This window comes from Bacillus sp. GMs2/2 (assembly GCF_050172095.1).
Taxonomy (GTDB): Bacteria; Bacillota; Bacilli; order Bacillales; family Bacillaceae_G; genus Bacillus_A; species Bacillus_A cereus.
Genome location: NZ_JBNLYE010000194.1, coordinates 1 through 7,471 on the forward strand (window position 1 = coordinate 1; position 7,471 = coordinate 7,471).

The window sequence follows — 7,471 nt, forward strand, 5'->3', positions numbered from 1 at the left end:
ACAATGTATACCGTCCGTATAATTTTCTAATTCAATTGCTATATCAATAATTGGCTTTGCACTTAAATATGGAATAGAAGTACTACCAATATGGTGTATCGCTAAAATATGTTCGCCAATTTGTTCCTCAATGAGTTGTTTCTCTTTCATAAACTCAATTTCCCATTCTTCAGTCCACGGCACTAAAAACACTTTCCCATACGGTAAACCTAACATTTAATTAGCATCCCTTTCAAAATAGTTTTCAAAAAGTTTATTACATTTTCTTAAAGCTTCTCAAAACAAGGTGTTCCCACAATCTCCAAGGAAGAATCTTCTTCGCAAAGATCATAAATTTCACACCTTTACCAATTGGATATCGTAAATTTGTACGCTTAGATTCAGCAATTTCTACAATTTTATTAGCAACATCTATCGGATTACCGAATGTATCACTACCGCTATTAATATGTTTTTGTATTTTATCCATATACTCTTTGTAAGGAGATGTTGTATCAGATTGGTTTTCAGCTAGTTGTTTCCCAACCTCCCATATGTTTGTGTTATAAGAACCTGGTTCAATTAAAGTAACATCTATTCCGAAAGGTTTTACTTCTAAGCGAAGCGATTCACTCCAGCCTTCTAATGCATATTTTGAAGATACATAAGGAGATAAACCAGGGAATCCAACTTGGCCGCTAATGCTGCTTATATTGATGATTTTTCCACTTCTTTGTTTTCTCATATACGGTAAGACAAGTCGGGTAATTGATATAGCTCCAAATAGGTTCGTTTCAAATTGTTTACGGTATTCCTCTACTGGAATTTCTTCTACAAAGCCGCCATTTGCATATCCTGCATTATTAACAAGTAGGTCTACTTTTTGTATTTCTTTTAAAAATAATTGGAAGTTATGTATAGAGTTTTGATCGGTTACATCTAATTGTTGAATTTTTATTTTTTGTTGTAAGTTGAGTTGAGTAGCTTGAGATAGTAAGTTTACTTGTTTTTCAAGGTTCCGCATTGTAGCAATAACTAAATAATCTTTTTTTGCGAGTTCGAGTGTAGTTAATAGTCCAAATCCACTTGAGGCTCCTGTAATTATTGCGATTTTTTTATTCATTTTCCGCCAGCTTTCTTTTTCTTTTATCATAACGAGTTATGATAAGAAAATCTATTATTCTTACATTCAGTATGAAATCAATTTGTATGTAAAAAAGGGGATTATAGGGAATGAGCGTATATAGAGTAGTGTATATTAATATGATAATGAAATGAGGGAAGAAAAATGGTCCATGTGAAGGATGTATTAGCAGATCAATTGTTGGCGAATGCAAACGATCCCAGTTGGTATATTCCATTTTCAGATGCAGTTAAGGGTTTGTCTGAGAGGGAAGCTTTCTGGAAACCGAATGAAGAGAGTAATAGTATAGCCGAAATCGTACAACATTTACTGTATTGGAACTCTACGTGGCAAACTAGGTATAAAGAATCAAATGTGAATGCAGTACCCGCTATTGGAGATAATAACAAAAGTTTTATGCTTTCAGATAATCAAACTTTCGATGAATTACGGGAAAAACTACTGAAAAAACTGTTACAATGGAAAAATCTTATAAATGAAGAAAAGGTTGAAAGTGATGTAGTAGGATTTCCTGTTTCTGCAAAGTGGTGGGAAGTGTTAGCGAATGTAACAACTCATAATGCATATCATATTGGCCAAATTATTTACATCCGAAAATTACAGCAGAGCTTTGATAATGAATAAAATAATAGTTCTCAAATTAGGTGAACAAAAGTGGACAAAACGAGACAGATGTCTCATTTTGTCCACTTTTTTATTATGAAAGAAAAGAGAAAACCTATTAAATCAAGGATTAGAATTTGGCACGGTACTTGCAATATAACAGACGAACAAAAAAATAGGAGGGCTGGACATGTTAAAAACAACTGAAAGTAAAGGGAATGAAATTACGAAAGAACAAGCTCGTTGGATGTACGAAAAAATGTTAGAGATTCGTAAGTTTGAAGATAAGGTGCATGAATTGTTCGCACAAGGCGTTTTGCCAGGTTTCGTTCATTTATACGCAGGTGAAGAAGCGGTAGCAGTTGGTGTATGTGCCCACTTAACGGATAGTGACAGTATTACAAGTACACATAGAGGTCATGGACATTGTATCGCAAAAGGTTGTGATTTAAATGGTATGATGGCTGAACTTTTCGGGAAAGCGACAGGATTATGTAAAGGTAAAGGCGGTTCCATGCATATTGCGGATTTAGATAAAGGAATGCTTGGTGCTAATGGCATTGTAGGCGGGGGTTTCCCACTTGCTTGCGGTTCAGCATTGACAGCTAAATATAAAGGAACAAAAGATGTAAGTGTTTGTTTCTTCGGTGACGGAGCAAATAATGAAGGAACATTCCATGAAGGGGTTAATTTAGCGGCGATTTGGAAGTTACCAGTTATTTTTATTGCAGAAAATAACGGTTATGGTGAAGCAACTACCTTTGAATATGCTTCAAGTTGTGATTCTATTGCGGATCGTGCAAAAGCTTATAATATTCCAGGCGTTCAAGTAGATGGAAAAGATCTTCTAGCTGTATATAAAGCTGCTGCAGAAGCAGTGGAACGTGCGCGTAATGGTGATGGTCCAACAATTATTGAATGTATGACATATCGTAATTACGGTCATTTTGAAGGTGAAGCGCAAACATATAAAACATCAGAAGAAAAAGAAGAACATTTAAATGAAAAAGATGCGATTGTGAATTTCCGTAAGCATTTAATTCATGAAGGTTTATTAACGGAATCTGAACTTGTTGATATGGAAAAAGCAGTAGATGATGCAGTACAAAGATCCATTGAATTTAGTGAAAATAGTCCATACCCAGACGATGAAGAATTATTAAAAGATGTATACGTTTCTTACAAATAAGAGGAGGGTGAAAAAATATGACTAGAACAGTAAGTATGTCAACTGCAATTAATGAAGCGATGAAAATCTCAATGCGTCGTGATGAAAATGTAATTTTAATAGGTGAAGATGTTGCAGGCGGTGCACAAGTTGATCATCTGCAAGATGATGAAGCTTGGGGTGGTGTTCTTGGTGTTACGAAAGGACTTGTACAAGAGTTTGGCCGAAATCGTATATTGGATACACCAATTTCTGAAGCGGGTTATATGGGAGCTGCGATGGCAGCTGCTGCAACTGGGTTACGTCCGATAGCTGAGTTAATGTTTAATGATTTTATCGGTAGTTGTCTTGACCAAGTATTAAACCAAGGTGCGAAATTCCGTTATATGTTTGGAGGTAAAGCAAAAGTACCCGTTACAGTACGTACGATGCATGGTGCTGGTTTTAGTGCAGCAGCTCAGCATTCACAAAGTTTGTACGCATTATTTACGAGCATACCAGGTATTAAAGTTGTTGTTCCTTCCACGCCGTATGATGCAAAAGGCTTATTATTAGCAGCAATTGAAGATGATGATCCAGTAATCTTCTTTGAAGATAAAACACTTTACAATATGAAAGGTGAAGTGCCGGAAGGGTATTATACAATTCCTTTAGGAAAAGCAGATATTAAACGAGAAGGTTCTGATGTAACAATTGTCGCAATCGGAAAACAAGTTCATACAGCACTTGCAGCTGCAAAGCAATTATCGAAAAAGGGGCTTGAAGTAGAAGTAATTGATCCACGATCTTTATCACCGCTTGATGAAGATACTATTTTATCATCTGTTGAAAAAACAAATCGTCTTATCGTTATTGACGAAGCGAATCCAAGATGTAGTATCGCAACAGATATTGCGGCAATTGTAGCGGATAAAGGTTTTGATTTGTTAGATGCACCTATTAAACGAATTACAGCACCACATACACCTGTTCCGTTCTCACCACCACTTGAAAAGTTGTATTTGCCAACGCCAGAAAAAGTAATTGAAACTGTATCAGAAATGATTGGAGACCAATCTTTATTACATGTGTAATAAAACGATGAGAAGGGAGAGAGACACATGGCTGTAGAAGTTGTAATGCCGAAGTTAGGTATGGCGATGAAAGAAGGTATTATTACGAGCTGGAATATTAAAGCAGGCGATAATGTAGCAAAAGGAGAACTGATTGCTAGTATTAATTCAGAAAAAATTGAAACGGAAATTGAAGCGCCAGCTGATGGTACGGTACTTGATATAGCTGTAAGTGAAGATGAAGGAGTGCCGCCTGGTACTGTAATTTGCTACATCGGTAAACCGAATGAAAAAGTAGAAATGCAGGAAAGCACACATGTTATAGAAGAAAAAACATCTAATATAGAAGTACAAAATATACAAAATCAAGAACCAAATGGGAAAGAAGTATCGAAGCAAAGAATTAAAATTTCTCCTGTAGCGAAGAAAATTGCAAAGTCTGAAAATCTGGATATCAAGGCATTAGTTGGTACAGGTCCTGGCGGAAGGATTACAAAGGCAGATGTATTAAAGGCGCTAGAAGAAAGAGTAGCAAATCCAGAAGTACCTGAACAAGAAGAAAGTACAGTCGTTCCTGTTACTGGTATGAGAAAAGCAATTGCGAGTCGTATGCATGCAAGCTTACAAAATAGTGCGCAATTAACATTAACGATGAAAGTAGATGTTACAGATTTAGTTGCATTACATAAAGACATAGCGGAAGTTGTACAAAAACGATACGAAAACAAACTAACCATTACGGATTTCGTTTCTCGTGCTGTTGTATTAGCGCTTAGAGAGCATAAAGAAATGAACAGCGCTTATATAGATGATGCAATTCATCAATTTGAACATGTGCATTTAGGCATAGCAGTCGCATTAGAAAAAGGATTAGTCGTTCCAGCTATTCGCTTTGTAAATAATTTATCTTTAGTAGAGTTGTCTAAAGAGATTAAGGATATGGCACAAAAGGCGCGAGCAGGTAGCTTAAGTAGTGATGATATGCACGGAACGACATTTACAATTAGTAATTTAGGTAGCTTTGGTATTGAATATTTCACACCTGTATTAAATACACCTGAGACTGGTATTTTAGGTATTGGCGCAATTGAACATGTTCCTGTATATAAAGGGAAAAAATTAAAAAAAGGTAGTATGTTACCTTTAAGTTTAACATTCGATCATCGTGTACTAGACGGTGCACCAGCAGCTGCATTTTTACGCACAATTAAATATTATTTAGAAGAACCTATAACAATTCTTTTATAAAGAGAAGGTGAGAGAATGAGTAAATTAGTTGTAATTGGAGGCGGACCAGCTGGATATGTAGCGGCAATTACCGCGGCTCAAAATGGAAAAGAGGTCACTCTTATTGATGAAACTGACCTTGGCGGAACGTGTTTAAATGTTGGGTGTATGCCGACGAAATCATTGTTAGAAAGTGCAGAAGTGCATGACATTGTGAGAAAAGCGAATGATTATGGGGTTACGCTTAATACAGGAAGTATATCAATTGATTGGGATCAAATACAGGCAAGGAAATCACAAATCGTAATGCAACTCGTCCAAGGAATACAATATTTAATGAAGAAAAATAAAATTAAAGTTATAAAAGGAAAAGCGAAATTCGAAACGGATCATCGTGTGCGAGTTGTACAAGGAAATAAAGAAGAAGTAGTGGATGGAGAGAGGTTTATTATCGCAGCTGGTTCCGAACCTACAGAATTACCATTCGCTCCGTTTGATGGAAAATGGATTTTAAATAGTAGCCATGCGATGTCTCTTGAGAGTGTACCATCTTCATTGTTAATCGTTGGCGGTGGTGTAATAGGATGCGAGTTTGCAAGTATTTATAGTCGCCTTGGGACAAAAGTTACGATTGTTGAAATGGCACCGCAATTATTACCAGATGAAGATGAAGATATCGCACATATTTTAAGAGAGAAATTAGAAAGTGATGGCGTAGAAATATTTACAGGAGCTGCTTTAAAAGGATTAAATAATTATAAGAAGCAAGCTTCATTTGAATATGAAGGTAGTATCCAAGAAGCTAACCCGGAATATGTTCTCATTTCTGTCGGCCGAAAACCACGTGTACAACAATTAGATTTAGAAAAAGCAGGGGTTCAGTTTTCAAATAAAGGGATTGCTGTGAACGAACATATGCAAACGAACGTATCACATATTTACGCAGCTGGTGATGTGATCGGTGGAATTCAGCTTGCTCACGTTGCCTTCCATGAAGGAACGACAGCAGCATTACACGCAAGTGGAGAAGACGTGAAAGTAAATTATCACGCTGTGCCTCGATGTATATACACAGCTCCAGAAATAGCTAGTGTCGGGTTAAGTGAAAAAGGTGCAAGAGAACAATATGGTGATATTCTCATCGGAGAATTTCCTTTTACAGCGAACGGAAAAGCTCTTATTTTAGGAGAACAAGTAGGGAAAGTAAAAGTCATTGTGGAACCTAAATACCAAGAAATTGTAGGGATTTCTATTATCGGTCCTTATGCAACTGAACTTATTGGTCAAGGAACCGTAATGATTCATACAGAAGTTACCGCTGATATAATGAGAGATTATATTGCAGCACATCCAACTTTATCTGAGGCGATTCATGAAGCGTTAATGCAAGCAGTAGGACATGCTGTACATGCTTAAATAGAAATATGATAAACCACTATTCTCTAAATGAAAGAGAGAATAGTGGTTTGAATTTTTATAGAAGAAATTAAATGTCTTATTACTATTTAATTTCAATCGCTGAAGTAATATCGTTCCAATCAGCAGCTAAATTAGCAGTTTTACCGTACCAATCAGCATGTTTAAATAAAACGCCTTTTCCATATCCTTGTGTTGAAGTGTGCTCCCAAAGTGTCGTTGAATAACTTGCAGAAGGTGACGCTGTACTTACAGAAGAAATTCTGTCATTCCAGCTAGACGGTAAGTTTTTAAATCCGCTGCTCCAGTAAATGTATTGGCCACCTTTATCTTTATGTTCATAAAAATCAGTACTACCAGCACCGCTACCTAAAGGATTAATTTTATTTTTAATTGCTTTTTTATCCTTTTCAATATACGCATCTAATGTTTCACGACTAGTAAAACCATAAGCTAGCCAATCCCCATTTTCATTTTGCTCTGGTAATACCATAGTAATTTGGATATTTTTCTTATCTTGATCATTTAATTTTGCAAATGAATTAACATTTTGTTCATCCACTTTTAAATAATCAAATGACTTAATTGTGTTGCTTTTTTCTTCAGCACTTACCGCACCTAGTCCTCCAGTTAATGCAAAACCCGCTACTAATGTTCCTGCTACTAATTTCTTCAACATATAACCATCCCTTTTTGTTTGAATTTTTGTACAGGTGAATCTTGTACAGCTAAAATGTATTCTAATTTTATACTTTTGTAAATATTCTGAAGTTTTAGAAATAATAGGCGGAATATTTACAGTTTTACATTTTTTCTTTAGAAAAAATAGTTATTGGAATGATATAATAAGTGGATATATTGTTTTTACTGGATTTAAAAATG

The 7,471-nt window shown here is 35.8% G+C and carries 8 protein-coding genes; 5 read left to right on the forward strand and 3 right to left on the reverse strand.

The features are described from left to right. Both ACQGS6_RS19500 and ACQGS6_RS19505 read right to left on the reverse strand, forming a co-directional pair. The coding region (locus ACQGS6_RS19500) for a GrpB family protein (RefSeq protein ID WP_139358393.1) at positions 1–216 on the reverse strand (216 nt) is incomplete at its 3' end. A 40-nt stretch (positions 217–256) separates the two neighbouring features. Continuing rightward, positions 257–1,102 carry an oxidoreductase gene (locus ACQGS6_RS19505; RefSeq protein ID WP_025966131.1) on the reverse strand — a complete coding sequence of 282 codons (846 nt, stop codon included), beginning with the start codon at positions 1,100–1,102 and terminating at the stop codon, positions 257–259. Positions 1,103–1,267: 165 nt separating this feature from the next. Here ACQGS6_RS19505 and ACQGS6_RS19510 point away from each other — a divergent pair, with 165 nt between their 5' ends. The 5 genes from ACQGS6_RS19510 (at position 1,268) to lpdA (ending at position 6,589) form a co-directional block, all read left to right on the forward strand. Beyond that, entirely contained in the window at positions 1,268–1,747 is a 480-nt protein-coding gene (locus ACQGS6_RS19510) for a DinB family protein (RefSeq protein ID WP_000233785.1), read from the forward strand. Between the two features lie 169 nt (positions 1,748–1,916). Further along, positions 1,917–2,915: an acetoin:2,6-dichlorophenolindophenol oxidoreductase subunit alpha gene (gene acoA, locus ACQGS6_RS19515; RefSeq protein ID WP_000921275.1), complete on the forward strand. Its 999-nt coding sequence runs from the start codon at positions 1,917–1,919 to the stop codon at positions 2,913–2,915. Positions 2,916–2,932: 17 nt separating this feature from the next. Then, on the forward strand, positions 2,933–3,967 hold the full coding sequence (gene acoB, locus ACQGS6_RS19520; protein ID WP_000198898.1) for an acetoin:2,6-dichlorophenolindophenol oxidoreductase subunit beta: 1,035 nt from the start codon (positions 2,933–2,935) through the stop codon (positions 3,965–3,967). A 27-nt stretch (positions 3,968–3,994) separates the two neighbouring features. Continuing rightward, positions 3,995–5,194 carry a dihydrolipoamide acetyltransferase family protein gene (locus ACQGS6_RS19525; RefSeq protein WP_000257763.1) on the forward strand — a complete coding sequence of 400 codons (1,200 nt, stop codon included), beginning with the start codon at positions 3,995–3,997 and terminating at the stop codon, positions 5,192–5,194. Positions 5,195–5,209: 15 nt separating this feature from the next. Then, positions 5,210–6,589 carry a dihydrolipoyl dehydrogenase gene (lpdA, locus tag ACQGS6_RS19530; RefSeq protein WP_000041215.1) on the forward strand — a complete coding sequence of 460 codons (1,380 nt, stop codon included), beginning with the start codon at positions 5,210–5,212 and terminating at the stop codon, positions 6,587–6,589. An 85-nt stretch (positions 6,590–6,674) separates the two neighbouring features. Here the strand turns inward: lpdA and ACQGS6_RS19535 are convergent, their stop codons facing one another. Then, complete coding sequence (locus ACQGS6_RS19535; protein ID WP_000914430.1) at positions 6,675–7,268, reverse strand: hypothetical protein; 594 nt, start codon at positions 7,266–7,268, stop codon at positions 6,675–6,677. Between the last annotated feature and the right edge of the window lie 203 nt (positions 7,269–7,471).

Coding starts and splice junctions, on each gene's coding strand:
- ACQGS6_RS19505 (WP_025966131.1), bottom strand. CDS start 1,102: ATGAATAAAAAAATCGCAATAATTACAGGAGCCTCAAGTGGATTTGGA.
- ACQGS6_RS19510 (WP_000233785.1), top strand. CDS start 1,268: ATGGTCCATGTGAAGGATGTATTAGCAGATCAATTGTTGGCGAATGCA.
- acoA (WP_000921275.1), top strand. CDS start 1,917: ATGTTAAAAACAACTGAAAGTAAAGGGAATGAAATTACGAAAGAACAA.
- acoB (WP_000198898.1), top strand. CDS start 2,933: ATGACTAGAACAGTAAGTATGTCAACTGCAATTAATGAAGCGATGAAA.
- ACQGS6_RS19525 (WP_000257763.1), top strand. CDS start 3,995: ATGGCTGTAGAAGTTGTAATGCCGAAGTTAGGTATGGCGATGAAAGAA.
- lpdA (WP_000041215.1), top strand. CDS start 5,210: ATGAGTAAATTAGTTGTAATTGGAGGCGGACCAGCTGGATATGTAGCG.
- ACQGS6_RS19535 (WP_000914430.1), bottom strand. CDS start 7,268: ATGTTGAAGAAATTAGTAGCAGGAACATTAGTAGCGGGTTTTGCATTA.